The 24,748-nt window shown below is 56.9% G+C and carries 26 protein-coding genes and 1 riboswitch; of the genes, 14 read left to right on the forward strand and 12 right to left on the reverse strand.

Features of this window, described 5'->3' with window-relative positions; translation table 11 throughout:
* The first annotated feature begins 7 nt into the window (after nt 1–7).
* Nucleotides 8–127, forward strand: a riboswitch (yybP-ykoY riboswitch).
* 91 nt (nt 128–218) lie between these two features.
* Nucleotides 219–803, forward strand: a complete 585-nt coding sequence (locus HBN68_RS06990) for a TMEM165/GDT1 family protein (RefSeq protein ID WP_047274281.1) — start codon at nt 219–221, stop codon at nt 801–803.
* A gap of 51 nt (nt 804–854) precedes the next feature.
* On the opposite strand, the gene HBN68_RS06995 is transcribed toward HBN68_RS06990, so the two are convergent.
* From HBN68_RS06995 to HBN68_RS07010, 4 genes are read right to left on the reverse strand one after another with little or no spacing between them, the layout of a single operon-like run.
* Entirely contained in the window at nt 855–1,676 is an 822-nt protein-coding gene (locus HBN68_RS06995) for a M48 family metallopeptidase (protein WP_094993029.1), read from the reverse strand.
* 45 nt (nt 1,677–1,721) lie between these two features.
* Nucleotides 1,722–2,348, reverse strand: coding sequence for an SOS response-associated peptidase (locus HBN68_RS07000; RefSeq protein ID WP_094993028.1), 627 nt, complete (start codon nt 2,346–2,348; stop codon nt 1,722–1,724).
* A gap of 45 nt (nt 2,349–2,393) precedes the next feature.
* Nucleotides 2,394–2,654 (reverse strand): DUF2007 domain-containing protein, encoded by a 261-nt coding sequence (locus tag HBN68_RS07005; RefSeq protein ID WP_169963079.1) that lies wholly within the window; start codon nt 2,652–2,654, stop codon nt 2,394–2,396.
* Between the two features lie 5 nt (nt 2,655–2,659).
* Nucleotides 2,660–2,842: a CPXCG motif-containing cysteine-rich protein gene (locus tag HBN68_RS07010; RefSeq protein WP_169963078.1), complete on the reverse strand. Its 183-nt coding sequence runs from the start codon at nt 2,840–2,842 to the stop codon at nt 2,660–2,662.
* Nucleotides 2,843–2,947: 105 nt separating this feature from the next.
* Here HBN68_RS07010 and HBN68_RS07015 point away from each other — a divergent pair, with 105 nt between their 5' ends.
* Both HBN68_RS07015 and HBN68_RS07020 read left to right on the forward strand, forming a co-directional pair.
* Complete coding sequence (locus tag HBN68_RS07015) at nt 2,948–4,114, forward strand: 1-acyl-sn-glycerol-3-phosphate acyltransferase (RefSeq protein ID WP_169963077.1); 1,167 nt, start codon at nt 2,948–2,950, stop codon at nt 4,112–4,114.
* A gap of 131 nt (nt 4,115–4,245) precedes the next feature.
* A complete protein-coding gene (locus HBN68_RS07020; RefSeq protein ID WP_169963075.1) occupies nt 4,246–4,452 on the forward strand; it encodes a hypothetical protein in 207 nt (68 codons plus the stop codon).
* A 58-nt stretch (nt 4,453–4,510) separates the two neighbouring features.
* Here the strand turns inward: HBN68_RS07020 and HBN68_RS07025 are convergent, their stop codons facing one another.
* The gene (locus HBN68_RS07025; protein ID WP_094993023.1) at nt 4,511–5,095 is read right to left on the reverse strand and encodes a YajG family lipoprotein; all 585 of its coding nucleotides are present in this window, start codon (nt 5,093–5,095) and stop codon (nt 4,511–4,513) included.
* 157 nt (nt 5,096–5,252) lie between these two features.
* Between HBN68_RS07025 and HBN68_RS07030 the strand changes: the two genes are divergently transcribed.
* Both HBN68_RS07030 and mqo read left to right on the forward strand, forming a co-directional pair.
* Complete coding sequence (locus HBN68_RS07030; protein ID WP_169963339.1) at nt 5,253–5,486, forward strand: hypothetical protein; 234 nt, start codon at nt 5,253–5,255, stop codon at nt 5,484–5,486.
* Between the two features lie 739 nt (nt 5,487–6,225).
* Nucleotides 6,226–7,725 carry a malate dehydrogenase (quinone) gene (mqo, locus tag HBN68_RS07035; protein WP_169963073.1) on the forward strand — a complete coding sequence of 500 codons (1,500 nt, stop codon included), beginning with the start codon at nt 6,226–6,228 and terminating at the stop codon, nt 7,723–7,725.
* A gap of 91 nt (nt 7,726–7,816) precedes the next feature.
* On the opposite strand, the gene HBN68_RS07040 is transcribed toward mqo, so the two are convergent.
* The 5 genes from HBN68_RS07040 to HBN68_RS07060 form a co-directional block, all read right to left on the reverse strand.
* Complete coding sequence (locus tag HBN68_RS07040) at nt 7,817–8,272, reverse strand: hypothetical protein (protein WP_249275338.1); 456 nt, start codon at nt 8,270–8,272, stop codon at nt 7,817–7,819.
* A 192-nt stretch (nt 8,273–8,464) separates the two neighbouring features.
* Complete coding sequence (locus HBN68_RS07045) at nt 8,465–8,752, reverse strand: PA4642 family protein (protein WP_169963071.1); 288 nt, start codon at nt 8,750–8,752, stop codon at nt 8,465–8,467.
* Nucleotides 8,753–8,803: 51 nt separating this feature from the next.
* Nucleotides 8,804–9,298 (reverse strand): hypothetical protein, encoded by a 495-nt coding sequence (locus HBN68_RS07050; RefSeq protein WP_169963069.1) that lies wholly within the window; start codon nt 9,296–9,298, stop codon nt 8,804–8,806.
* A 124-nt stretch (nt 9,299–9,422) separates the two neighbouring features.
* A complete protein-coding gene (locus tag HBN68_RS07055; protein ID WP_169963067.1) occupies nt 9,423–9,983 on the reverse strand; it encodes a response regulator transcription factor in 561 nt (186 codons plus the stop codon).
* Entirely contained in the window at nt 9,976–11,238 is a 1,263-nt protein-coding gene (locus HBN68_RS07060; protein WP_094993018.1) for an ATP-binding protein, read from the reverse strand. Before HBN68_RS07060 ends, HBN68_RS07055 begins: the two co-directional genes overlap by 8 nt.
* A gap of 273 nt (nt 11,239–11,511) precedes the next feature.
* On the opposite strand from HBN68_RS07060, the gene HBN68_RS07065 reads away from it, so the two are divergent.
* The 9 genes from HBN68_RS07065 to HBN68_RS07105 all read left to right on the forward strand — a co-directional run bounded on the left by HBN68_RS07065 (nt 11,512) and on the right by HBN68_RS07105 (nt 23,351).
* Entirely contained in the window at nt 11,512–12,231 is a 720-nt protein-coding gene (locus HBN68_RS07065) for an SIMPL domain-containing protein (protein WP_094993017.1), read from the forward strand.
* Nucleotides 12,232–12,651: 420 nt separating this feature from the next.
* On the forward strand, nt 12,652–14,277 hold the full coding sequence (locus HBN68_RS07070) for an ABC transporter substrate-binding protein (protein WP_094993016.1): 1,626 nt from the start codon (nt 12,652–12,654) through the stop codon (nt 14,275–14,277).
* A 301-nt stretch (nt 14,278–14,578) separates the two neighbouring features.
* Entirely contained in the window at nt 14,579–16,177 is a 1,599-nt protein-coding gene (locus HBN68_RS07075; RefSeq protein WP_070411209.1) for an ABC transporter substrate-binding protein, read from the forward strand.
* A 165-nt stretch (nt 16,178–16,342) separates the two neighbouring features.
* Entirely contained in the window at nt 16,343–17,722 is a 1,380-nt protein-coding gene (locus tag HBN68_RS07080) for an OprD family porin (RefSeq protein ID WP_070411210.1), read from the forward strand.
* 75 nt (nt 17,723–17,797) lie between these two features.
* A complete protein-coding gene (locus HBN68_RS07085) occupies nt 17,798–19,393 on the forward strand; it encodes an ABC transporter substrate-binding protein (protein ID WP_169963065.1) in 1,596 nt (531 codons plus the stop codon).
* A 75-nt stretch (nt 19,394–19,468) separates the two neighbouring features.
* The gene (locus HBN68_RS07090) at nt 19,469–20,479 is read left to right on the forward strand and encodes an ABC transporter permease subunit (RefSeq protein ID WP_094993013.1); all 1,011 of its coding nucleotides are present in this window, start codon (nt 19,469–19,471) and stop codon (nt 20,477–20,479) included.
* Between the two features lie 10 nt (nt 20,480–20,489).
* On the forward strand, nt 20,490–21,401 hold the full coding sequence (locus tag HBN68_RS07095) for an ABC transporter permease subunit (protein ID WP_094993012.1): 912 nt from the start codon (nt 20,490–20,492) through the stop codon (nt 21,399–21,401).
* A 10-nt stretch (nt 21,402–21,411) separates the two neighbouring features.
* On the forward strand, nt 21,412–22,380 hold the full coding sequence (locus tag HBN68_RS07100) for an oligopeptide/dipeptide ABC transporter ATP-binding protein (RefSeq protein ID WP_094993011.1): 969 nt from the start codon (nt 21,412–21,414) through the stop codon (nt 22,378–22,380).
* The gene (locus HBN68_RS07105) at nt 22,380–23,351 is read left to right on the forward strand and encodes a peptide ABC transporter ATP-binding protein (RefSeq protein ID WP_094993010.1); all 972 of its coding nucleotides are present in this window, start codon (nt 22,380–22,382) and stop codon (nt 23,349–23,351) included. The genes HBN68_RS07100 and HBN68_RS07105 overlap by 1 nt, the downstream gene beginning before the upstream one ends.
* A 71-nt stretch (nt 23,352–23,422) precedes the next feature.
* Here HBN68_RS07105 and HBN68_RS07110 read toward each other — a convergent pair whose 3' ends face one another.
* Nucleotides 23,423–23,749, reverse strand: a complete 327-nt coding sequence (locus HBN68_RS07110) for a hypothetical protein (RefSeq protein WP_262373455.1) — start codon at nt 23,747–23,749, stop codon at nt 23,423–23,425.
* Between the two features lie 221 nt (nt 23,750–23,970).
* Entirely contained in the window at nt 23,971–24,516 is a 546-nt protein-coding gene (locus HBN68_RS07115; RefSeq protein ID WP_169963063.1) for a hypothetical protein, read from the reverse strand.
* Nucleotides 24,517–24,748 lie beyond the last annotated feature (232 nt).

The raw sequence follows: 24,748 nt of genomic DNA on the forward strand, positions 1-24,748 counted from the left end.
CAGAATCCGCTCCGTCCTAGGGGAGTAGTCTCCCACGAGCTTCGCGCTCGTCCGGCATACGTCAACATACTTGGTCAACAGGCCATGGCGTATGCGACCCAGGAGTCCGCACAGACGGACCGGGGTTTGACAAGACCTATGACACGAACACCTTACCCGGGGCGGGAAGGCTGTACGTGTCATAGCCGTGTCGACCCGCCCCTGGAAACCACCTGATGATGCTCGACTCCTTACTCGTTCCTACTGCAATCGTTGCCTTGGCCGAAATCGGCGACAAGACGCAATTGCTCGCCCTCATTCTCGCCGCCCGCTTTCGCAAACCCTGGCCGATCATCGCCGGCATCGTGGCCGCCACCCTGGCCAACCACGCAGCCGCTGGCGCCGTGGGTGCCTGGTTCGGCAGTTTCTTCTCGGATGTGACCCTGCACTGGATACTCGCAGCCAGCTTTGCTGCCACCGCACTGTGGACACTGGTGCCGGACAAAATGGACGATGACGAAGCGAGTACCGCACGTAAATTTGGCCCGTTCCTGACCACTCTGATTGCGTTCTTTATCGCTGAAATCGGCGACAAGACCCAAGTGGCGACCGTTATGCTGGCCGCTCAATACCCGGATCTGTGGCTGGTGATTATCGGCACAACGCTGGGCATGTTGATTGCCAACGTGCCGGTGGTTCTGGCGGGTAACTTTGCGGCAGACAAGTTGCCGTTGACCCTGATTCGCCGGTTGGCAGCAACTGCGTTCTTCGTACTGGCCGCCGTGGCTGTGTACAAGGCAATGGCAATCAGCGGTTGGGTGTAGCACCTCATCACCGGCCCTCTCCTTCGGGAAAGGGCCGGCGAAAGCGCGGGATTACCGGGTTTTCGGAGCTTGCTGATACAGCGGCATCACCTTGGGAATCGCCGCCTCTAACGCGGCAATCCGGCTGCTCGACGCCGGGTGGGTGCTCATGAACTCCGGCGGCGCACTTTGTGACGCTTGCCCCATTTTCTGCCACAAGGTGATGGCGGCATTCGGGTTGTAACCTGCACGTGCCGCCAGCTCCAGACCAATCAGGTCGGCTTCGTTTTCATTGCTGCGGCTGTTAGGCAGCGTCAGGCTGTAATTGACCACGGTATCGGCCAGTTGCAGGCTGTCCTGCCCCAGCCCCAACAATGCGCCCGCGCCCTGTTTGGCAATTTCAATTCCGTACGCCTTGGACATCGACTCACGCCCATGTTCGCGCAAGGCGTGGGCGATTTCGTGCCCCATGACCGCAGCGATTTCATCGTCGTTGAGTTTGAGCTTATCGATGATCCCGTTGTAGAAAATGATTTTGCCGCCCGGCCCGCAGCTGGCGTTCAGTTCGTCACTTTTGATCAGGTTCACTTCCCAGTTCCATTGCGCCGCATCCGCGCGAAAGGCAGGGACCTGGGCAATCAGGCGGTTGGCGATGGCCTGCAAGCGCTTGGCATTGGTACTGGTTTTGTCCAGCGCCCCCTTGGAGTTGGCTTCGCTGACGGTTTGTTGGTACGACTGGGCATACATCTGATCCACTTGCTGACTTGACAGCATGCTGAACATGTACTGCTTGCGCTCAATACCGACCGCACCGGCATTGGTGGTATTGACCGACTGACAACCGCCGAGCAACAGCCCTGCGCCAACCACGCACACTACCGCTAATTTACCCATCACGACTCTCCATAAAGATGGCGCGTATCGTAGCAGACACGCCCCTCAACCCGGCGTCAGACACTCGGGGGCATTAAGCTTGGGGTCATTGACCAGATTGGCCAACGGGCGCTCACGCAACGGGGACTGCGGGCTGGCCAGCAGCGCCTGCAATACGTGTAAAGGGGTTTGAGGATCAAGCCATGCCTGCTGGCCCGCTTCATCCAGAATCAGCGGGCGACGCTGACTGGCTGCGGCCTGGGTAATAACAGCCGTGCTCAACCATTCGTGGCCTTGCACCGGATAGGCTTCCCAAATCGCTGCAAAAAACAGTGACGCGCCCTCCCCTGGCGTCAGCCAATAAGGACGTTTGCGGGTGGTGCCACGCCATTCGTAAAAGCCATTGGCCGGGAGCAGGCAGCGGCGCAGGCGAAACGCATCACGGAACATCGGTTGTTCGGCAACGGTTTCGGCCCGGGCATGGGCGGGCGTGCGAGACAGGTCGGTCAGCCAGGGCGGGGTCAATCCCCAGCGCGCCCGGGCCAGTGTTCGCTGCTCCGGCGCTTCACCTGCGCGCAAGATCAACACCGCATCATTAGGCGAGATATTCCATTGCGCCTGCTGATCCGCCGGAAAACCGGGCAAGGCTGCAAATGCAGGGTTCCAGCGAAACAGGGCAAAACGTCCACACATGGGGCAGTACAACTCTTCTCTATATAGCAGTGAACAAAGGGCCTTTTAGCACTCCAGCACATCGGGGTAGCTATCAGGCTCGTCGCCGTCAAAGGGCGAGGCAGCATTGTACGCATCGATCAGCTCGCGCGCGTAACGGGCATGGTCATCGGCCACGGCCAGCCCCAGCAGACCAAGCGCCGGTAATTCCCCCGTGCCGCCGATCAAGTCACGCCCCTGAAGGGTCGCCGCAACCCCTTCGCTGGCGAGCATGCCCAGCAACAGTTCGGCTTCCATCAAGTTTTCGGGCTCGTAGATGCGCTGCATGGCGGCTACTCGTTTTCGCTGTGGACATCGAGCATCCACTCATGACCGTCGGTCTGGAGCGTAAAGACAATCGGCCGGCAGCATACAGGACAGTCTTCAATATAGGTCTGGTCACCGGCCGACAGGTCCAGTACGGCTTCTGCAAGTTCACCGCAATACGGGCAATAGTAGGGTTCGGTTTCAAGCATCGCGGTCTCCAGAGTGACTTGTGCGTATAATCGCCGGTCTATTTGCAGGGCTATTATTTTTGGCCTGCCTTGTTTACTTACCCTAGCCGTTTCCAACAAGAGAGCATGATGGGCGAATTCGATACCATCCGACCTTACGACGACACCGAAGTCCCAGCTGTGCTGGCCCGGTTGCTCAGCGACAAGGCGTTTCTAGATATCCTGACCCACTTTCGCTTCCCGCGCCTGGCTGGCGCTTTCGGCTGGCTGTTAAAACCTCTTATAGCGCATCGCCTGCGCAAAGAGTTCGCTGGCGTGACCTCGGTTGCCACCTTGCAGGACAAAGTCGAAGTGTATGTCGACCGTACCATCGAGCATGCGACCGATGGCGTGACCTACACCGGCGTCGAGCATTTGAAGTCGGGCACCGCTTACCTGTTCCTGGCCAACCATCGCGACATCGTGATGGACCCTGCCTTCGTCAATTACGCGGTTTACCATGCAGGCCTCCCCACGCCGCGTATCGCCATCGGCGACAACCTGCTGCAAAAGCCGTATGTCAGCGATCTGATGCGCCTCAACAAAAGCTTCATCGTGCACCGTTCTATCACCGGGCGCCGGGAAAAGCTCGCGGCCTATCAATTGCTGTCGGCCTATATCAACCACTCGATCCGCAACGACGGCGTGTCGATCTGGATTGCCCAGGCTGAAGGCCGTGCCAAAGACGGCGACGACCGTACTGATTCGGCCATCCTCAAAATGTTCCACATGAGCCGCAAAAACGAACCGTTTGGCGAAGTGGTGCAGTCGCTGAACATGACGCCAGTGTCGATCAGTTACGAATACGACCCATGCGATCAGGCGAAAGCCCGTGAGTTGTATATCCGCGCAACCACCGGCACTTACACCAAGGCGCCTGGCGAAGACGACACCAGCATCGCCAATGGCATTACCGGTTACAAAGGCCGCGTGCACGTTAACTTTGCCGAGCCGATCACTGAGTTTTTCGAAGACAGCAAACTGCTTGCTGCGCAAATGGATCGCCAAATCCTCAGCGGTTATCGCCTGTTCCCCGCACATTACCTGGCATATGCACAGTGGGATGACGCAGACCCGCAATTGCAGGTACCTGCCGCTGCTGACATCTTTGCCGCGGAAGAACTGGCCAAGGCCCGGCAAGAGTGGCAGCGTCGTCTGGACGCGTGCCAGGCCGAGCACCGCCCTTACCTGGTGCTGCAATATGCAATGCCGGTGCGGAATCAGTACCGCATCAAGGCTGGCCTGCCCTTATAAATAAGCGTGTGTGGTCGCTGCCTCGCGAAGTTCGGTGGGGACTACAGGGCTAGGGCTTAATTTCTGCTGTCACCGTATCGTCATGTCTAGAGGTCACTCTGTGGCCCCTCGACACCGACACGGAGCTTGTCATGTTGCATGCAGAAAACCAGGACCGCCTCTACCTGATCGCCCCCAGCGACGAACAGCAGGCGTTGATCGAAGGGTTAGCCTTTAACGTTCAGGATCAACAATGGCTGGTCTATTGCGCCCTCAGCGGCCACACCCATGCCGACTTGCCTGAGCTGGATTTGCTCACGGGCGTCAGCCGTCTGGAACTGTATGCAGAAGCGGCTTGAACCCTTCGCGCATAAAAAAGCCCGAACTCATCGAGTTCGGGCTTTTTGCTTTATACCGTTACTCGCCCAGCAAACGCCCCACTGATGGGTCTTTGAACACGCGGGTCAAAGCATCGCTCAACACGTCGCTGACCAGCTTGGTGTTGGTTTCCTGATTGGGCGCCATACCGAAGCGCTGATCCAGGGACGCACCATACCGACCACTGTAAGTACGGCCGCCGTTCTTCACATCAGAACGGAATGTGGCACCAATGGTCGCTTCAGTCACGTACATGGAATCTTTCGGCGACTGGTACTTCAGCTCCGCCAGGGTCACGGTCAACTGCGGGGCATTCATCGCATGGGTCGTCGGGGTGTAACCCAGCAGGCGTACCGCAGCTTCAGCCTGGGCTTGCAGTTTGGGGATCAGGTCCGCGCTGCTCACACTAATAGCGCTGGTTTCAGGGTACATGCCACCCCGGGTGCCCAGGGTTGGCGAGGGACGACCGTCAACCACACGGACGACCACCGGCTGGCCGCGGCCAACGGGCGTCAGCTGCGTGGTCAGCTTGGGTTGCGGGCTGAGTTGTTGCGGGCTGTGGGCGCAGCCGACCAGCGTCAAACTGGTCACAGTGATCAAACCGAACAACAGGCGTTGCAACATGCTCATCTCTCCAGGGCAAAGTCAAACTGGCCGCCAGTATAGCGGGGCGACCGTCCTGCAAACCAGCCGCTTGCTGTCACCCGGCTGTCACGTGCAATACATCAGTGCGTCACGCCAGCGTGGCATTGTCAGGTCACTCACTGAAGAGGTGTTTGCCATGAACTGGTTAAAGTCGTTGTTGAGCGCCACCCGCCCCCATCGCAGCTTTGCGCGTCTGGACAACAACGGCCGCTGCCGGGCTTTTAGACAATGTGCGCAACCGCCGGTCGGCGATGGCTGGGTCGAAATTTCAGAAATTCGCCTTAACTGGTTGCACCAGGTATTACCGCCTGACGCCCGCGTCAGCTCACCTGCGACGCACTCAAGGGTGCAACCGCTGTTGGGGATTTGATCCAATCACCAATAAAAGTCATTTAACAGGATCAATTGCCGACGTTTCTTCGCTACAATCTTCCCCCGATTATAAGGACGTCTCCTGATCGGGCCCCGCAACACCGTTGATACGCAGGTATCAGCACACCAAAATCGCCCACAGAGAGCCGCCCACACAGACTGTGTAGCGCTGGCGCTTGCTTTTTTTCATGCAAACCACCACCTCTTAACAGTCTGCAGAGCTGCCATGTTGCTCGGCCCCTGCGTTGTTCGCCCGCTATGCCACACCTGCTTTGCAGGTCGTCCTCGGGTTTGGTGCCAGGCATGCGGCAGCCCTTTTTTGAGGTTCACGTCTTCAAAAGAGCGTGAAAAAAAACGGGTTTTCACAACTTCACAAGAGTGTGGCGAGCAAATGAAAAGTTTTGCGTCTGAATATGCACCATTAGCGTCTGTTACTGCCCCATCCAGCAGGTCTGAAGTCAGCTTTACCGCACACGACTGAAGCCTGTCCGCTTACGGATTTGGTTGCCCAAACGGACGCTCTTGACCTTAAGTCGAATTGCCTCCCGCCCTATGAAGTGCGTTCATATGAACCTTCAAGGCCCGGTTGGTGGCGTCCGCTGAAGCAGCAAGCAATTGCGATGAATCGGACATGGCGATCCTGGCCACGCGTGACCCGAGGCTCCACCTGATCCACGCCTCGGACCACCTGGCAGCTATGCCGTCAATTTGGTGCCGTAGATTTTGGAGACGCGTTAATGGCGCATAACGAAGCAGTCGACGTAGTACTGGTTGGAGCGGGCATCATGAGTGCCACCCTCGCCGTACTGCTCAAAGAGCTCGACCCCGGTATTTCGCTGGAAGTAGTAGAGCAAATGGACTCAGGTGCTGCGGAGAGTTCCAACCCGTGGAACAACGCAGGTACCGGCCATGCTGGGCTGTGCGAGTTGAACTACACACCGCAGGCGGCCGATGGTTCGATCGACATCAAAAAAGCTGTGCACATCAATGCACAGTTCGAAGTCTCGAAACAGTTCTGGGCCTACCTGGCGCAACAGGGCACGTTCGGCTCCTGCAAATCCTTCATTAGCCCGGTGCCTCACCTGAGCTTTGTGCAAGGCGAAAAAGGTGTGTCTTTCCTGAAAAAACGCTTTGACGTGCTGAGCAAGCACCATGCGTTTGCGGACATGGAATACACCGAAGACAAAGCCACGATGGCCGAGTGGATGCCGCTGATGATGCCTGGCCGCCCGGCTGATGAAGTCATTTCGGCAACCCGTGTGATGCACGGTACAGACGTTAACTTCGGCGCCCTGACCAAGCAGTTGCTCAAGCATCTGGCCAGCGCTCCCGACACGCAAATCAAATACAGCAAAAAAGTTACTGGCCTCAAGCGCAATGGCAGCGGCTGGACGGTCAGCGTCAAGGACATCAATAGCGGCAACACGCGTCATATTGATGCCAAGTTCGTATTCCTGGGCGCGGGCGGTGCCGCCTTGCCACTGCTGCAAGCTTCGGGCATTGAAGAAAGCAAAGGTTACGGCGGCTTCCCGGTCAGCGGCCAATGGCTGCGTTGCGACAACCCGGAAGTGGTCAAGCACCATCAGGCCAAGGTGTACAGCCAGGCCGCAGTAGGTTCGCCACCGATGTCGGTTCCGCACTTGGACACCCGTGTCGTGGACGGCAAAAAATCCCTGCTGTTCGGACCTTATGCTGGCTTTACCACCAAGTTCCTGAAGCACGGCTCGTTCCTTGATCTGCCAATGTCGATTCGTTTGGGCAACATCGGGCCGATGCTCGCTGTTGCGCGCGACAACATGGACCTGACCAAATACCTGGTCAGCGAAGTGCGGCAGTCGATGGAACAGCGCCTGGAATCTTTGCGCAGGTTCTATCCGCAGGCCAAAGCTGAAGACTGGCGTCTTGAGATCGCGGGCCAACGGGTTCAGATCATCAAGAAAGACCCGAAAAAAGGCGGTGTGCTGCAATTCGGCACTGAGCTGGTCGCTGCCAAAGACGGTTCGCTGGCTGCATTGCTGGGTGCGTCTCCGGGCGCATCGGTGACCGTGTCGATCATGCTGGACCTGATCGAACGTTGCTTCGCGCAAAAAGCCACGGGCGAATGGGCTACCAAACTCAAGGAAATCTTCCCGGCACGGGAAAAGGTCCTTGAAACAGACGCCGAGCTTTACCGTGAAATCAGCATTCGCAACTCTGAACTACTGGAGCTGGTAGCGCCGAACACCAGCATCGCGTAACGCGGCCTTAGGGTTTCAACGTCACGCTAGCGCCCTCACCCTTTCTGGGGTGAGGGCTTTTTTTGCACTCAAATAGCGCACAAGTGTTAAATCACTGCCCCATGGTGAACAGCACACGCGTTCCGCCATTGCTCACAAAGTCATCATCGTCTATCACCGGAATCAACTCTGCGCGACAGCGGCTCAGCATTTTCCCGGTGGAGCGGGCGTTGACCTGACGATTGATCCTGGTATTGGCTGGGGTGAGATGGCTGAAGCTGAAGGCGCACTCCCGCTCGCCCTGTTGATAACTGAACGACTCGCTACCGCGCGCTTGCGGCATATAGTACGTCAGCTCCTGGCTGCCGCCCGGCTCAACAACAAAGTCATGACCTGCATTCTGGGGGCTTTCCAGCCATGAAAACCCCTCTCCCGGCGCAATCGGCGCAGTGGTCGCATTATGAATCTCGACCTCCAGCACCTTATCAACAGCCATTGCTGGCGCGCCCATGACACTTAATCCCAGACCCAGCAGCAAACGAGTGATAAAACGTTTTATTGCTTTCAACGTTGAAATCCTTTCAATTTTTTTGCACCGCTCATCATCCTGATGAACAGTGGACAGACTGGCTGTCGACCTGAGTATTAACCGCCCACGAAAAAGTGCCCCGTCGTCATTAACACGCAGGCTGTAAGACAGATCTGTATTGAGTGAAGCGTGCGTCGTCGCAGCCTGGGAGGCCGCGACATCAGGGGCAGATCAACCGCGGGCGTTGGCGATCAGTTCGATGTACTCGGCAGCGTTGCGCTGATCCTTGATCAAATCCACGAAGGTCTGGCCATGCTCGTCCTTGCCATCAAGGTCATACCCGGCTTGCTTGAAGAACGTCAGAAAACGCTCGAAATCGTCGATGCGCAATCCGCGATAGGCCTTGATCAATTTGTGCAGCGAGGGAGATGTCGCGTCCACGGGCTCGAAGTCCAGGAACAACTTGATCTGCTCATCGCCGATCTCATCGCCAATCAACTGTTTCTTGTCTTTACGCATGTCCGACTCCAGCTTGCTGATACTTCACGGGGCCCGCAGTTTACCCAAGGCTCAACGTGCGCGCACGCTGCCGGTGTGCAAGTCGGCCCAGATATGGCCATTGGCATAGGTCAAAAATTGGCAATACACCGTGTCGTTGCGCAAAAGGTCCATCACCACGCGATACTGCGCAACAGGGTAGGAGAGCGTCAGGGTTCTGGTCTTACTGTCGAATACGGGTTTTTTCAGGCTTTTGCTTTCCCCGTCAAACGAGATCAACACCTCGCGCACCGTTGCTCCCTGGCTCATCGGCTTGCCTTTCAAGCGGATAAACAGTGGCGAGGTCACGGGAATCGGCTGTTGATTGGACTGACGTTGACTGCCCACGACCACCGAATAGGACGTCACCAGCATCAACTGCTGCTGCTCAGGTTTTTCGGCGCGCAATTGCAAGTCATCCGCAGGCAAAAACTGCGAGTGCAAAAGGGGTGGTGCCGCAGGTGCAGCCGCCAAAGGCAGGCTAACCAGCATTAGAAAAGGTGCGACGTAACGCAGTAAACGGCTCATGACGTGCTCCGGGAGTCGAAGCCAGCACTCTAGCATGCACATGGCCAAGACTAACGAGCGCGAGCGCAGAGCCCAACTGACAAACCGGCCAGTACGGCCGGCGCTTCAGTTAAAACCGCTCGGCTCAGCGTCGTACCGGACGCTTCTGTAATTTGCGCTGCAAAGTGCGGCGGTGCATGCCCAAGGCACGGGCGGTGGCCGAAATATTGCCTTCATGCTCGCCCAATACGCGCTGGATATGCTCCCATTGCAGGCGGTCTACCGACATGGGGTTGTCTGGCACCAGTGCATCCAGATCGGCATGTTGGGCCAACAACGCAGCCAGTACGTCATCGGCATCCGCAGGTTTGCACAGGTAGTTGCAGGCGCCGCGCTTGATGGCTTCAACGGCAGTGGCAATGCTGGAATAACCGGTGAGGATCACGACCCGCATTTCGGGATCAAGCTCAAGCAATTTGGGCAGCAATACCAGCCCCGAATCGCCGTCCATTTTCAAATCCAGCGCAGCATAATCAGGCAGATCGTGCTTCGCCAGCTCCAATCCTTCCTCCGCAGAACCCGCCGTGCTGACACGGAAACCGCGTCGACTCATGGCGCGGGCCATCACACGGGTGAACGTTGCGTCATCATCCACCAACAACAGATGCGGCAGTTCTTCGCCTTCGACCTGGATTTCTTCACTCATTTTCGTTTCCTCGGGCGACACGAGGCAGGCGCAGCTCGGTGAGCGTACCGCCATCCTCATGACTGTAGAGTTTTACCGAGCCGCCAGCGCGTGTCACGCTGGCTTTGCTCAAGAATAGGCCCAGGCCGAAACCTTTGCCTTTGGTGGTAAAAAAAGGTTTGCCAATTTGCTCGGCGATCGCCAACGGTACACCTGCACCGTGGTCGCGGATACTGATCGTCAGGTCCACGGCATCCCAGTCCACCGTGACTTCGAGCCCTTCCGGGCAGGCATCGGCTGCATTGTTCAACAGGTTAAGCAATGCCTGAGTCAAATCAGGCGGTGGCGCCAGGCGCGGTACGGGCGCATGTCCCAGGCACTTGAAGCGATAAGTCGCTTCAGGGCGCATCAAATGCCAACGGTTCAAAGCTTCGTCCAGCCACTGCGTGACGTCTTGAACCTCAACCGCCAACCGACGATTGGCTTCTGCTGCACGCACCAGTTGTTGCAGGGTTTCCTTGCACAATTTGACCTGGTCTTGCAGCACGCTCAGGTCATCCTGCAATTCGGGATCCGGGTGTTCGCGTCGCATTTCCTTAAGCAGTACGCTCATGGTCGACAAAGGCGTACCCAACTCGTGGGCCGCGCCCGCTGCCTGGGTCGCCACAGCCAGCAGTTGTTTATCGCGTAACCCTTCTTCACGACGCAACGCCCGTAACTCTTCTTGACGTCGCAGCTCTTCGGCCATGCGTGCAGCAAAGAAAGTAATAACGGCTGCCGACAGCGCAAAACTCAGCCACATCCCGTAGATCTGCAACTTTTCGCGAAAGAACGCGCCCGTATCCAGCGGATAAGACTGCACCAGCAGTAGCGTGTAGAGCGCCAGCGCGATCCCGGACAACGCCACCGAGAAACGCCATGGCAGCGTCACGGCAGCAATGGTCAAAGGCACCAGATAATACGACACAAACGGGTTAGTCGAACCACCCGAGAAATACAGCAGTGCGCTGTGGATAAACAGGTCGCACGTCAGTTGCAGCGCATATTCCAGCTCAGTGACCGGCCAGGTGGTGCGCAAGCGGATGGCAGTAAACGCGCACAACAACATCGAGCACCCGAGGGTTATGCACAGCTGAAACCAGGGCAGCGGCAACAAATCAAACAGGTAGGCGATCCCCACCGATCCCGCTTGGGCAGCGAGGACCAGAGTGCGGATAATCGTTAGGCGCCAGAGGTTCTGACGGGCAGCAGACATTAACTGTACGGGGGCGAGCATGAGCTCTCCTGATGAGCGCTCCAGGCGGATCGCCGGGAGTATAACCAAGCTGACGGCTCCGCAGGCAAAAGTGCGGCAATGGGCCACAGTGTTTTTTTATCAATAACAGCTACCCATGCTTCCTCATGCACATGCGCTCTATCGTCTGAGTCGCGACAGGCCGTATATGTATTGAAAATGTAAGCGGGCGAACTGAAATTAACTTTCTACAGTCTTATGGTTCAGACACAGGCAGGGACACCCCTGCTTGTCGATCTCATTCAAGGAGCCTCCATGTCTACGTTCCCACGCACTGCTGCCCTTTTGACCCTGAGCCTGGGCGCATTTGCCAGCCTGCCCGCACTGGCCGCCGATGACTTGCATTACAACCAGGTCTCACTGCGCGCTGAAGCGAGCCAGGAAGTTGCGCGGGATTTGATGATTGTCACGTTGTACACCGAGGCTCAAAACGCAGACGCCGCCAAGCTGGCCGCCGAAATCACCACTGCGATGAACAAAGCCATCGGTCAGGCCAAGCAGGTCAAGGACGTCACGCTGCGTCAGGGCAGCCGTAACAGCTACCCGGTCTACGACAACAAATCGCAGAAAATTACGGGATGGCGTGAGCGCGCCGAGTTGCGCCTGGAAAGTTCGGATTTCGCAGCCCTGTCCAAGCTCACCGGCGATCTGATGCAAACCCTGAAGATGGGTAACATGCAGTTCGCGGTCGGTAACGCAGCTCGCAAAACCAGCGAAGATGCTCTGCTTAAAGACGCCGTGAACGCCTTTAAGGCTCGCGCACAACTGGCGACCGACGCGTTGGGCGGGAAAGGGTACAAAATTGTTAGCTTGAACCTCAACAGCAACGGCTACCCGCAGCCATTCCTGCGCAGCCCGATGATGATGAAAGCCGCAGCCGCCGATATGGAATCGGCACCGACGCCGGAAATCGAAGCCGGCACCAGTGAAGTCAGCATGAGTGCCGACGGCGTGATTGAAGTGCAAATGCAATAAGCGCCCACGCCGAAGCGCATAAGCCCCTGAGGTCACAACGTCTCAGGGGCTTTTTAATGCCTGCGAAATCTCCTACTCCAAAATCTCACACAAACAAAAGAAAAAGCCCTCGTGCGACTCCAGTTTTAACTGACAGCTTTTCAACGCAAGAGTCTAGATAAGTAACACCCACGACTCAAAACAGTGCGATTGAAGTTTCATGGATCCCTAAAGGCGTTTCAAAATGCGTCAAAAAACCCGACGCAAACGATCAAATGCGTCATAAGTTATATAAAAGCGACATTCCTGTACGATCGTTCCACGTATTTAGGTTTCAACCGTTAACGCATCTTGCATTGGGTATGGGCCGTGCATAAGTATCGCCGGGTCGACTCACAAGGTCGCCCTCAAACCAAAAATGACAAAAATCATGAGGCCACCATGTTCAAACACGCGGTCATTCCGTTTTTAGTGGGCGCCAGCCTGCTGGCAAGTGCACCTTTCGCTCATGCAGCGACCAATCTGGTGTTTTGCTCTGAAGGCAGCCCAGCCGGTTTTGACCCGGGCCAGTACACCACCGGGACCGATTTCGATGCATCAGCCGAAACCATTTTCAACCGCCTGAGCCAATTCGAACGTGGTAGCACCCAGGTCGAGCCTGGCTTGGCGACAAGCTGGGACATTTCCCCCGATAACCTGACCTACACCTTCCATTTGCGTGACGGGGTCAAATTCCATACAACGCCTTACTTCAAGCCCACCCGCGACTTCAACGCCGATGACGTGCTCTTCACGTTCAACCGCATGCTCGATAAAGACATGCCGTTTCGTAAGGCGTACCCCACAGAGTTCCCCTACTTCACCGACATGGGCATGGATAAAAACATCGCCAAAGTCGAGAAAATTGACGACAAAACGGTCAGGTTCACGCTGAACACTGTCGACGCCGCGTTCATTCAGAACATGGCCATGCACTTCGCGTCCATCGGGTCGGCGGAATATGCCGACAAACTGCTTAAAGAAGGCCGCCCCGCAGACATCAATCAAAAACCGATTGGCACAGGGCCCTTTGTCTTCAAGAGCTATCAGAAAGATTCCAATATCCGTTACACCGGTAACAAGGACTACTGGAAGCCTGAAGACGTCAAAATTGACAACCTGATTTTTGCTATCACCACCGACCCGTCGGTGCGTATGCAAAAACTGAAAAAGAACGAATGCCAAGTTACGATCTACCCGCGCCCGGCTGACCTCAAGGCGCTTAAAGAAGACCCGGCTCTGCAGATGCCAGACAAGCCAGGCTTTAACGTGGGTTACATCGCCTACAACGTAATGGACAAAATCAAAGGCAGCGACCAGCCCAACCCGATGGCACAGCTCAAAGTCCGTCAGGCGCTGGACATGGCGGTGAACAAGCAGCAAATCATTGATTCGGTGTATCAGGGCGCTGGACAACTGGCTGTCAACGGTATGCCGCCGACGCAGTGGTCGTACGACGACACCATCAAAGACACCCCCTACAACCCGGAAAAAGCCAAAGAACTGCTCAAAGAAGCCGGGATCAAGCCCGGCACGGAAATCACTTTGTGGGCCATGCCTGTGCAGCGCCCTTACAACCCCAATGCAAAACTGATGGCCGAAATGCTTCAGTCGGACTGGGACAAAGTGGGCATCAAAGCCAAGATCGTGACCTATGAATGGGGCGAGTACATCAAGCGTTCCAAAGGCGGTGAAAACGGCGCCATGCTGATTGGCTGGAGCGGTGATAACGGTGACCCTGACAACTGGCTCGGCACGCTGTTTGGTTGCGATGCCATTAATGGCAACAACTTCTCCAAATGGTGTAACCCCGAGTTCGACACGTTAATCAAACAAGCCAAGTCCACCACCGATGTGGCTGAGCGCACCCGGTTGTACAAACAGGCGCAACACCTGCTCAAAGAGCAGGTTCCGATGACACCTATCGCGCACTCCACGGTGTATCAACCGATGCGCAGCAACGTCCAGGACTTCAAAATCAGCCCGCTCGGCCTGACGTCCTTCTACGGTGTTGGCATCAGCAAATAAAAAGGACCGGACAGTGTGGCTGACCCGCCGCACTGTCTTATCTGCCAGGACGGCGGAAATCCCCTTCATCCTGAAGCCACTCTGTACTACAGCAGAGGCTATAGGACGCTGAGACTTTTCCTACGCTCCTGTCAGGCCCGGCGCATTTACGACTGTCCATAGACCTCATAAGGTTTCAGAACAGTCTGTAGATAAGCACCGCAGGTCTAACCGTAGCCGAGGACGTCGACGCCCTGAGAACACCGCGACCGTAGAAGGCGCTCACTCAGGACACAAAAACAAGAAAAGGATTGGGATCGCAATGCGTAACCTTATGGTTTTATCCGCACTACTCAGCGCTGGCGTGCTTGCCAGCAGCCCTATCGCGCAAGCAGCCAACAGCCTGGTGTTTTGCTCTGAAGGCAGTCCGGCCGGATTTGACACGGCGCAGTACACCACCGCCACAGACAACGATGCCTCGGAACCGATCTACAACCGTCTCGCAGAATTTGAAAAAGGCGGAACAGCAGCAGGACCTGCCTTGGCAACACACTGGGATATTTCAGAGGACGGCCTGACCTATACCTTCCACCTGCGTCCCGGCGTGAAATTCCATACCACCAAATGGTTTACGCCGACCCGGGATTTCAACGCAGACGACGTGCTGTTCAGCTTCAATCGCATGCTCGATCGTGAACATCCCTTTCGCAAAGCGTACCCCACCGAGTTTCCTTACTTCAGCAGCATGAGCCTGGACAAGAACATCGCCCGCGTTGAAAAGACCGACCCGATGACTGTGGTGATCACGCTCAACTCGGTCGACGCAGCGTTCATCCAGAACATCGCCATGAGCTTTGCTGCAATTCTGTCCGCTGAGTACGCGGACCAACTGCTCAAGAACGGCAAACCCAGTGACATCAATCAAAAACCGGTGGGCACCGGCCCTTATGTGTTTCAGCGCTACCAGAAGGACTCGAACATCCGGTATGCAGCCAACAAGGACTATTGGGACCCGAGCCAGGTCAAGCTCGACAACCTGATTTTCTCGATCAACACCGACGCTTCGGCGCGCATGCAAAAGCTGCGTAAAAACGAATGCCAGGTCTCCCTCAATCCGCGCCCGGCGGATGTCGCCAGCCTCAAAAGCGACCCCAAATTGCAGGTGATCGAAAAGCCCGGCTTTAACCTTGGCTACATTGCCTACAACGTCAGGCACAAGCCGTTCGATCAGCTTGAAGTGCGTCAGGCGCTGGACATGGCCGTTAACAAGGACAGCATCCTGACTGCCGTGTATCAAGGCGCAGGGCAAAAAGCGGTCAACGCCATGCCGCCAACCCAGTGGTCGTATGACGACACCATTAAGGACGCGCCCTACAACCCCGAAAAGGCCAAAGAAATGCTTAAGGCCGCCGGGGTCAAGGAAGGCACTGAAATCACCCTGTGGGCGATGCCGGTGCAACGTCCCTACAACCCCAATGCCAAGCTGATGGCCGAGATGCTGCAATCGGATTGGGGCAAAATCGGGCTGAAGGTCAAAATTGTCAGCTACGAATGGGGCGAGTACATCAAGCGCACCAAAAATGGCGAGCACGACATCAGCCTGATTGGCTGGACCGGTGACAATGGGGACCCGGACAACTGGCTGGGCACGCTTTATAACTGCGACGCGATTGGCGGCAACAACTACTCCATGTGGTGCAACAAGGAGTACGACACGCTGGTCAAGAACGCCAAAATCGTCACCGACCGCGATCAGCGCACCGTGCTGTACAAACAAGCCCAGCAGTTGCTCAAGCAACAAGTGCCGATCACACCCATCGCCCACTCCACGGTCAACCAGCCGCTGAGCGCCAAGGTTCAGGGTTTCACCGTAAGCCCGTTTGGCCGTAACGCTTTTTCCGGCGTGAGCATCGCCGACTAACCCGCACCCGACTCTTTTCAGTTTCTCCAGGCCGCATGGGGCGGCCTGCAGAACACTGTAGCCAAATTAACCTTGGCAAACGTTTGCAAAGCGCTAACTCGTTCCACAACAGCCAGCTCAACACATAAAGAGCGGCAATAAAAAAGAAGCAGAGGAGCCTCAACCATGAGAGTCACAAACAGCGCGTTACTGGCCTTATCCATCAGCAGCCTTGCGGCGATGGCGAATGCCGAAGACGTCAGCCAGACATTTGTGCCCACCGAATTGAAAACCGGTGCCAGCAGCCAAAGCGAAGCCAGCGGTTTCATCGAAGGTCAAAGCTTGAGCGGCACCACCCGCAACTGGTATGCCAACGAACTCAAGCGCAACAAAGGCCGTTTCACGTACAACGACCACGGCGTCGAAAAAACCACGCCGCGCCGTATCAACTGGGTGCAAGGCACCATTCTGGATTACAGCTCGGGGTTCACCCAAGGCACCGTCGGCTTCAGCACCGAGGTCGCGGCCTACAACGCGATCGCCCTGGACCGTGATGTAAACGACATCGCGGGTAAAAACAACCGCACCCTGACCCACAGTGATGGGGATGCCGTTGGCCAGTGGAGCAAGCTCGGACTGGCCAACGTCAAGGCCCGTATCTCCAACACCACGCTGGTGGTGGGTCGACAGAACTTCAGCAGCCCGACAATCGACGTCATCGGCAACCGCGCGTTGCCCTCCAGCTTTCAGGGGGTGGGCCTGCACAGCGAAGAGTTCAACAACCTGTCCTTCGACGCAGGTTCTTTTGATCGCGTTTCACCCCGTACCGAACAGGGCCTGAAGAAGTTTCGCAGTGAATACGGCGCGGCCGGGGTAGAAACGGACCGCGCCAGCGTTGCCGGCCTCAACTATCAGCCGTTTAAAAGCCTGAAAACCTCGCTGTACGCGACCCATGTCGAAGACTTCTGGAACCAGTACTACTTCGGGGCCGTACACGATCTGGGCGACAACGCTGTGCTGGGCTTGAACACCAACTTCAACTACTACAAGACCCTGGACACGGGCAGCAAGGCAATGGGGGAGATCAACAATGACACCTTCAGCCTGGCATTCGGCCTGACCCATCAGGCGCACACTGTGACCCTGTCCTACCAGCAAGTAATCGGCGACGAATACTTCGACTACCTGCATGAAACCAACGGCATCTACTTGGCCAACTCCTTGCTGTCGGACTTCAACGGCCCGAACGAGAAGTCGGTGCAACTGGCCTACAGCATCAACATGGCGCAGTACGGCATCCCCGGCCTGAAGTTCAACGCCTACCATGCACGCGGCTTTGACATCGACGGCACCAAGTACAAAGGCACGGCTTACGACGTGAAGAACATGAACGGCGAAGACCACTCCGAGTACAGCATTGGCACGTCCTATGCAATTCAAAGCGGTCCCCTGAAAGCCACGGCTATTCGCGCGACCTACACCACGCACCGCGCCAGCCGGTTCCAGGCTGACGGCAACATCAACGAGTTCCGTCTGGTTACCACCATTCCGTTCAACATCCTTTAACCGCCCGGTGGCCGTGCCTGGCTTCACATGCCGGGCATAGCCGCTACGCGGCCCAACCGATTGAAGAGGGTTGCCATGAAACGACTTCCACTACGCACAGCCCTTGCCGTGGCAGTGTTCAGCACCGCGGTCAGTGTTTCAGCCAAACCGTTGGTAGTGTGCACTGAAGCCAGTCCCGAAGGCTTCGACATTGTTCAGTACACCACTGCCGTGACTGCCGACGCTTCGGCTGAAACCATCCTCAATCGTCTGGCAGACTTCAAACCCGGCACCACCGATGTGGAGCCCGCCCTCGCAGAGCGTTGGGACATCAGCCCCGACGGACTGGAATACACCTTTTACCTGCGCCCCGGCGTCAAGTTTCATACCACCGGTTACTTCAAGCCGACCCGCACCCTGAACGCCGATGACGTGATCTGGAGCTTTCAGCGCCAGCTGGACCCCAATCACCCATGGCACGACAAGTCGCTGGTCGGCTATCCCTATTTTGAAAGCATGGGGTTTAAAAACCTGCTCAAGCGCGTCGAAAAAGTCGACGACATGACGGTCAAAATCACGCTTAACCACGCCGAGTCACCGTTCCTGCGCGACATCGCCATGCCGTTCAACTCGATCTATTCGGCCGAATACGCCGATCAATTGCTCAAATCAGGCAAAACCAGCGAGCTGAACAGCAAACCCATCGGCACCGGCCCGTTCATTTTTGTGCGTTACAACAAGGACGCGCAGGTCCGCTTCAAGGCCAACCCTGACTACTTTCGCGGTAAGCCCCCGAGTGATGTGCTGATCTTCGCCGTCACCACCGACAGCAACGTACGCCAGCAAAAGCTCAAGGCCAACGAGTGCCAGATCGCGCTGTACCCCAAGCCGGATGAAGTCGGCAATATCAAAAAAGATCCCAATCTGAAAGTCGACGAAATGGCAGCGTTGATGACCAGTTACATCGCCATGAACACCAGCCACAAATACCTCGACGATGTACGCGTACGCAAAGCCATCGACATGGCCTTCGACAAAGAGACCTACCTCAACTCCGTACACGGTAAAGGCAACGCCCTCCCGGCCATCAACCCCTACCCGCCGACCATGCTGGGGTTCAACACCGCCATTCAAAACCCGCCCCGCGACCTGGATAAGGCCCGCGCGCTGCTCAAGGAAGCCGGAGTACCGGAGGGGCACGTGTTCACCCTCTTCACCCGCAATGGCGGCGGCCCGACCAACCCCAATCCAATGCTGGGCGCTCAGTTGCTGCAGTCTGACCTTGCAAAGATCGGTATCAAACTGGACATTCGCGTCATGGAATGGGGGGAGATGCTCAAGCGCGCCAAAAATGGCGAACATGACCTGGTGTCCACTGGATGGGGGGGCGACAACGGCGACCCGGATAATTTCCTGACCCCTTTGCTCAGCTGCGAGGCTGCCAAAAATGGCGAAAACTACGCGCGCTGGTGCAACAAAGACTTTGAAGCCCTGATCACCAAAGCCCGTAACATCACTGAACCCGCTGAACGGGCGGCACTCTATGAACAGGCCCAGGTGCTCTTTAATAAGGACCAGCCCTGGATCAACGTCGTACACCCCATGCTTTTTACCGCCCGACGCAACAACGTCGAGGGTTATGTACTTAGCCCGCTGACGAACAACAACTTTGCCACTACCCAGGCGAAGTAGAACAATAAAACACCCGCCAGCGTTCACCCGAACCCTGGCGGTCCTGCCTAACCGGCTGATGAGGTACACCACGCGATGTTTAGTTTTATTGCCCGCCGAATAGGGCTTTTGATCCCTACGTTCTTCGGCATCACCCTGCTGACCTTCGCCCTGATTCGCATGATCCCCGGCGATCCGGTCGAAGTCATGATGGGCGAGCGTCGGGTCGATCCAGAGATGCATGCCCAGGCCATGGAGCGACTTGGCCTGAACAAGCCGCTCTATGAACAATATTTCGACTACGTGACCAAGCTCGCCCACGGCGATCTGGGCGAATCGTTGAGAACCCGTGAAAGCGTGTGGACCGAATTTACCGCGCTGTTCCCCGCCACCCTTGAACTGTCGATGGCTGCGCTGTTGTTCGCCGGCATACTCGGATTGCTGGCCGGGGTTATCGCGGCGTTGAAGCGAGGCTCGTTGTTTGACCATGGGGTGATGGGCATCTCCCTCGCGGGGTATTCGATGCCGATTTTCTGGTGGGGCCTGATCCTGATCATGTTCTTCTCGGTAAGCCTGGGCTGGACTCCGGTGTCCGGGCGTATCGACCTGCTCTACGACATCGAGCCGAAAACCGGTTTCATGTTGATCGACACCTTGCTCAGCGACGAACCCGAAGCTTTTTGGGACGCGTTGCACCACATGATCCTGCCCGCCATTGTGCTGGGCACCATTCCGCTGGCCGTGATCGCCCGAATGACGCGCTCCTCCATGCTCGAAGTGCTGCGCGAAGACTACATTCGTACCGCCCGTGCCAAGGGCCTGTCGCCTGCGCGCGTGGTGTTTGTGCACGGCCTGCGCAATGCGCTGATCCCGGTACTGACCGTGGTCGGCCTGCAAGTGGGCACCCTGCTGGCGGGCGCCGTACTGACCGAAACCATCTTCTCGTGGCCCGGCATCGGCAAATGGCTGATCGAAGCCATTGGCGCACGGGACTATCCCGTGGTGCAAAACGGCATCCTGTTAATCGCCTGCCTGGTGATTCTGGTCAACTTCGTGGTGGACATCCTCTACGGCTTTGCCAACCCACGCATCCGTCATCAGCGCTGAGATCATGACCATGAGCACACCTACCCCTGCTACCGCCGTGGATCAAAGCCTGCTTTATCCATCGCCTTACAAAGAATTCTGGCACGCGTTTTCCCGCAATAAGGGCGCCGTGGCCGGACTGATCTTCATGAGCATCATCGTGTTCTGCGCGATTTTTGCGCCATGGGTTGCCCCCCATAACCCGAGCGAGCAATACCGCGATTTCTTGCTGACCCCGCCAGCATGGCTTGAGGGCGGGCACATGCAGTTCCTGCTGGGGACCGATGAACTGGGCCGCGACCTGCTGTCGCGGCTGATCGAAGGCTCGCGCCTGTCACTGCTGATCGGTCTGTCGTCCGTGGTGATCTCGCTGATTCCGGGCGTGATCCTGGGCCTGTTCGCCGGGTTCTTTCCGCGCTTTCTTGGCCCCGGCATCATGCGCCTGATGGACATCATGCTGGCCTTGCCTTCACTGCTGCTGGCCGTGGCAATTGTCGCCATCCTCGGCCCTGGCCTGATCAACACCGTGATCGCGATCGCCGTGGTGTCGTTGCCCTCTTACGTACGACTGACCCGCGCAGCCGTCATGGGTGAACTGAACCGCGACTACGTCACTGCCGCCCGCCTGGCGGGTGCCAGCCTGCCGCGCCTGATGTTCATCACGGTATTGCCAAACTGCATGGCGCCCCTGATCGTCCAGGCCACCCTGAGTTTCTCTTCGGCGATTCTCGACGCCGCAGCACTGGGTTTTCTGGGCTTGGGCGTACAGCCGCCAACCCCGGAGTGGGGCACCATGTTGGCCTCGGCCCGCGACTACATCGAACGCGCCTGGTGGGTCGTCAGCCTGCCTGGCCTGACCATTTTGCTCAGCGTGCTGGCAATCAACCTGATGGGCGACGGCCTGCGCGATGCGCTTGACCCGAAACTCAAAAATGCCGCCTGAGGAGATTCCAATGTCACTGCTAGAAATCAAGAATCTCAACGTCCGCTTTGGCGACGCCAAGGCTGTCCCGGTGGTCGACGGGTTGAGCCTGTCTGTGGATAAAGGCGAAGTACTGGCCATCGTCGGCGAGTCAGGTTCCGGCAAGTCCGTGACCATGATGGCCTTGATGGGATTGATCGAGCACCCCGGCATCGTCACCGCCGACGCGCTGAACTTCGACGGCAAGAACATGCTGACCCTGAGCCCCCGTCAACGGCGGCAAATTGTCGGCAAAGACATGGCCATGGTCTTTCAAGACCCGATGACCGCATTGAACCCCAGCTACACAGTGGGCTTTCAAATCGAAGAAGTGCTGCGCCTGCACCTGAAAATGTCCGGCAGAGCGGCGCGCAAACGTGCCATCGAACTGTTGGAAAAAGTCGAAATCCCCGGCGCTGCCAGCCGCATGGACGCCTACCCGCATCAATTGTCCGGCGGCATGAGCCAGCGCGTGGCAATCGCCATGGCCATTGCGGGCGAACCCAAGTTGCTGATTGCGGACGAACCGACCACAGCACTCGACGTGACCATTCAGGCACAGATCATGGACCTGCTGCTCAACCTGCAACGCGAGCAGGACATGGGGCTGGTGTTGATCACCCACGACTTGGCTGTCGTGGCTGAAACCGCCCAGCGCGTGTGCGTGATGTATGCCGGTCAGGCCGTTGAAATCGGTCAAGTACCGGGTTTGTTCGATGTCCCCGCGCATCCGTACAGCGAGGCATTGCTGGCCGCCATTCCGGAACACAGCATGGGTGCTTCACGTCTGGCGACCTTGCCGGGCATCGTGCCGGGACGCTATGACCGTCCACAAGGCTGCCTGCTGTCGCCGCGCTGCCCGTACGTTCAGGACACCTGCCGGCAACAGCGCCCGGCGCTGGAGCCCAAAGCCAACAGCCAGGTGCGCTGCTTCTTCCCCTTGAATCAGGAGGTGGCGTAATGACTGTCGTTCTTACCGCCCGCGACCTAACCCGTCATTACGAAGTGTCCCGTGGCCTGTTCAAGGGGCACGCACTGGTGCGCGCCCTCAATGGCGTGTCGTTTGAACTGGAAGCGGGCAAAACCCTAGCCGTAGTGGGTGAGTCCGGGTGCGGCAAGTCCACCCTGGCGCGCGCGCTGACACTCATTGAAGAACCATCGTCCGGCTCGCTGAAGATTGCCGGCCAGGAAGTTGCCGGGGCCAATAAAGCTGAACGCAAACAACTGCGCAAAGACGTGCAGATGGTGTTCCAAAGTCCATACGCGTCGCTCAACCCACGACAGAAAATCGGTGATCAACTGGCTGAACCGTTGCTGATCAACACCTCGCTCAGCGCCAGCGAACGTCGGGAGAAAGTCCAGGCGATGATGAAGCAAGTAGGGTTGCGCCCGGAGCACTACCAGCGCTACCCACATATGTTCTCCGGCGGACAACGCCAGCGGATCGCTTTGGCCCGCGCCATGATGCTGCAACCCAAGGTACTGGTGGCTGATGAACCGACGTCCGCCCTCGACGTATCGATTCAGGCCCAGGTGCTCAACCTGTTCATGGACTTGCAGCAAGAGTTCAATACAGCCTATGTGTTCATCTCGCACAACCTGGCAGTGGTGCGGCACGTAGCCGATCAAGTGTTGGTGATGTACCTCGGCCGCCCGGTGGAAATGGGACCGAAAGAGGAGATCTACACTCGGCCGCTACACCCTTACACCCAAGCGTTGCTGTCAGCGACCCCGACCATTCACCCCGATCCGCTGAAGCCGAAAATCAAGATAGTTGGCGAACTGCCCAACCCGCTCAATCCCCCTTCAGGCTGCGCATTCCACAAGCGCTGCCCGTATGCCACAGAGCTGTGCAGCACGGACGAGCCGGCATTACGCCTGCTGGATAACCGCCAAGTGGCGTGCCATTACGCTGAGCAGTTCATTGATTAATACGCGCGAATGAAAGACGCGCCTGAGTAGATCAGGCGCGTCATTTATACCTGTGTAGAAAGCACGAGAGACTAATACTGACCTTCGCTGGACTTCCCTTGATCGGCACTGTCGTCATCCTTGCGATCAGTCTTGTCGTCCCCATTATTCGTGGCGCTATCGGCAGAGTCATCATCCCCGTCGACCTGATCATCGTCCCCCGCGCTACCTCCCTGGCCTTGATCGCCCGGCTCGGATTCCGATTTGTAAATTGCATTGACCATAGGCCCCGGGACACCCGTTGCGGAAAATCCGACGGCCTGACCTTGCAGCGGATTGCTCGCCCACGCAGTTGAGGCGCTCACTGTCAGCAACATCATGACTTTTAACAACATGATAAAACGTTGATAAATCCTCATGTAGAACGCTCCCTGAATGCTCAAATGCACGCGTGAATAGCTGAGACGTCACCGCTATTCACGCCTCGTGGAGATCTTAAAGTAGTCGCTGAAAGGAGTCTTCGCCAACTTTAAAGGCGAGTATCCAAAAGCGTCACCGTTAGATCAACCCGCACTACAGGTAATCGCTGTTATTTATATAGCCTTGTTAATACAGAAAAAGGGCCTGCTTTAAATAGACGTTATTTGACGTCAGGATACCCCCACGTACCGTCAGCGTCTTTAACCGCCTGAACAACGGTGCCATCTGCATACGTAAACAGACCGGTATTATCATTAAAGCTATCGCCATTCAGGTACTTCGTAATGCCATCGGCCGTGGTAGTACTTCCATCAACATTTTTATGTGCGCCTTCAGGCAGTGTGTCTGAGCCTCCAGAACCCTTCTCATCACCTTGCGAGCCTTTCCCATCCGGAAACGTCCACTCACCACTGCTATTTTTAACGCCCTGCACAGACTCGCCCGTTGAAAACGTGTAGATGCCTGTAGCGTTATCGAGCGTATCGCCAGATTTCGAGACCCAAAGACCATCCGCTCTGGTGGTACTGCCATCAGGATGCTTGACAGAACCATCAGGCATAACAGTAGTGCCGTCGGGATGAGTGACAGAACCGTCCGCATTTTGCTGACTGCCTTCGGGGTGTTTTACGGTTCGCTTGCCGGTGACCTGATCGACAACGATCTCAACAGCGGCGGGCGCAACGAAATTCGCCAGAATGAACTGCAAGGCTTCGCTGATTTGACCTCGACCACCACCCGTGGTTGTCGGATTGGTTACGGGCGGCTTAACCGGGGGTTTTACCGGTGGTTCAACGGGCGGCTTAACCGGGGGTGCAGTGGTCTAATTTCCCCGGACACCTCGATAGGTGGAGAATGCATCTATCGAGGAGTTTTTCATGACTGGCAAACGCAGGACATTCGACGACAGCTTCAAGCTGCAGGTCGTAAAGATGATCAAG

Origin of the sequence: Pseudomonas sp. WS 5078, from assembly GCF_012985745.1 — a bacterium.
Lineage (GTDB): Bacteria > Pseudomonadota > Gammaproteobacteria > Pseudomonadales > Pseudomonadaceae > Aquipseudomonas > Aquipseudomonas lundensis_A.

What these genes read in the sequence shown, in the direction of transcription:
- HBN68_RS06995 (WP_094993029.1), bottom strand. Translation starts at nt 1,676, where the DNA reads ATGGGTAAATTAGCGGTAGTGTGCGTGGTTGGCGCAGGGCTGTTGCTC.
- HBN68_RS07025 (WP_094993023.1), bottom strand. Translation starts at nt 5,095, where the DNA reads ATGTTGCAACGCCTGTTGTTCGGTTTGATCACTGTGACCAGTTTGACG.
- HBN68_RS07075 (WP_070411209.1), top strand. Translation starts at nt 14,579, where the DNA reads ATGCGTAACCTTATGGTTTTATCCGCACTACTCAGCGCTGGCGTGCTT.
- HBN68_RS07095 (WP_094993012.1), top strand. Translation starts at nt 20,490, where the DNA reads ATGAGCACACCTACCCCTGCTACCGCCGTGGATCAAAGCCTGCTTTAT.
- HBN68_RS07000 (WP_094993028.1), bottom strand. Translation starts at nt 2,348, where the DNA reads ATGTGTGGACGTTTTGCCCTGTTTCGCTGGAACCCTGCATTTGCAGCC.
- HBN68_RS07100 (WP_094993011.1), top strand. Translation starts at nt 21,412, where the DNA reads ATGTCACTGCTAGAAATCAAGAATCTCAACGTCCGCTTTGGCGACGCC.
- HBN68_RS07085 (WP_169963065.1), top strand. Translation starts at nt 17,798, where the DNA reads ATGAAACGACTTCCACTACGCACAGCCCTTGCCGTGGCAGTGTTCAGC.
- HBN68_RS06990 (WP_047274281.1), top strand. Translation starts at nt 219, where the DNA reads ATGCTCGACTCCTTACTCGTTCCTACTGCAATCGTTGCCTTGGCCGAA.
- HBN68_RS07110 (WP_262373455.1), bottom strand. Translation starts at nt 23,749, where the DNA reads ATGAGGATTTATCAACGTTTTATCATGTTGTTAAAAGTCATGATGTTG.
- HBN68_RS07045 (WP_169963071.1), bottom strand. Translation starts at nt 8,752, where the DNA reads ATGCGTAAAGACAAGAAACAGTTGATTGGCGATGAGATCGGCGATGAG.
- HBN68_RS07010 (WP_169963078.1), bottom strand. Translation starts at nt 2,842, where the DNA reads ATGCTTGAAACCGAACCCTACTATTGCCCGTATTGCGGTGAACTTGCA.
- HBN68_RS07090 (WP_094993013.1), top strand. Translation starts at nt 19,469, where the DNA reads ATGTTTAGTTTTATTGCCCGCCGAATAGGGCTTTTGATCCCTACGTTC.
- HBN68_RS07005 (WP_169963079.1), bottom strand. Translation starts at nt 2,654, where the DNA reads ATGCAGCGCATCTACGAGCCCGAAAACTTGATGGAAGCCGAACTGTTG.
- HBN68_RS07020 (WP_169963075.1), top strand. Translation starts at nt 4,246, where the DNA reads ATGTTGCATGCAGAAAACCAGGACCGCCTCTACCTGATCGCCCCCAGC.
- HBN68_RS07105 (WP_094993010.1), top strand. Translation starts at nt 22,380, where the DNA reads ATGACTGTCGTTCTTACCGCCCGCGACCTAACCCGTCATTACGAAGTG.
- HBN68_RS07065 (WP_094993017.1), top strand. Translation starts at nt 11,512, where the DNA reads ATGTCTACGTTCCCACGCACTGCTGCCCTTTTGACCCTGAGCCTGGGC.
- HBN68_RS07055 (WP_169963067.1), bottom strand. Translation starts at nt 9,983, where the DNA reads ATGAGTGAAGAAATCCAGGTCGAAGGCGAAGAACTGCCGCATCTGTTG.
- HBN68_RS07015 (WP_169963077.1), top strand. Translation starts at nt 2,948, where the DNA reads ATGATGGGCGAATTCGATACCATCCGACCTTACGACGACACCGAAGTC.
- HBN68_RS07050 (WP_169963069.1), bottom strand. Translation starts at nt 9,298, where the DNA reads ATGAGCCGTTTACTGCGTTACGTCGCACCTTTTCTAATGCTGGTTAGC.
- mqo (WP_169963073.1), top strand. Translation starts at nt 6,226, where the DNA reads ATGGCGCATAACGAAGCAGTCGACGTAGTACTGGTTGGAGCGGGCATC.
- HBN68_RS07070 (WP_094993016.1), top strand. Translation starts at nt 12,652, where the DNA reads ATGTTCAAACACGCGGTCATTCCGTTTTTAGTGGGCGCCAGCCTGCTG.
- HBN68_RS07080 (WP_070411210.1), top strand. Translation starts at nt 16,343, where the DNA reads ATGAGAGTCACAAACAGCGCGTTACTGGCCTTATCCATCAGCAGCCTT.
- HBN68_RS07030 (WP_169963339.1), top strand. Translation starts at nt 5,253, where the DNA reads ATGAACTGGTTAAAGTCGTTGTTGAGCGCCACCCGCCCCCATCGCAGC.
- HBN68_RS07060 (WP_094993018.1), bottom strand. Translation starts at nt 11,238, where the DNA reads ATGCTCGCCCCCGTACAGTTAATGTCTGCTGCCCGTCAGAACCTCTGG.